The sequence below is a fragment of the Mycobacterium sp. DHQP2018-32-09 genome (genome assembly GCF_058148405.1).
Genome location: NZ_JBYVYK010000207.1, coordinates 1 through 386 on the forward strand (window position 1 = coordinate 1; position 386 = coordinate 386).

The 386-nt window shown below is 66.6% G+C and carries 1 pseudogene; it reads left to right on the forward strand.

The features are described 5' to 3' along the window. Window positions 1-386: pseudogene (locus AC30CM_RS27380) on the forward strand (thiamine pyrophosphate-binding protein); the annotation flags it as partial.

The window sequence follows — 386 nt, forward strand, 5'->3', positions numbered from 1 at the left end:
GCGCTTTCCTGGAGTCCAGGGATCTGTTGGTCCTGGGCGGCCAGGCCAAGTCGACCGACCTCGCCGATCCGGGAATGCGTCAGCGAGGCATCCAGGAGATCGACGGACGATCGATCGTGGAACCACTCTGTGTCGTTGCCAGGACGATCACCCGGCCGGTCTCCCGGCGGGTCTTCGAGCACTGGGTGAGCCAGGGACGAACGGGACGGATGGGTCCGGTGTTCCTGGAGTTCTGCCTGGACGTCCAGGCGATGCCGGTCGATCCGTCCGAACTTGAGGATCGGCCGATTCTCGGATCCACCGGACCGACGCCGCCAGATCCTGCGGTGGTCGCGGAGGTAGCGGAGAGGCTGCGAGTTGCGGAACGGCCCGTGCTCCTGCTCGGC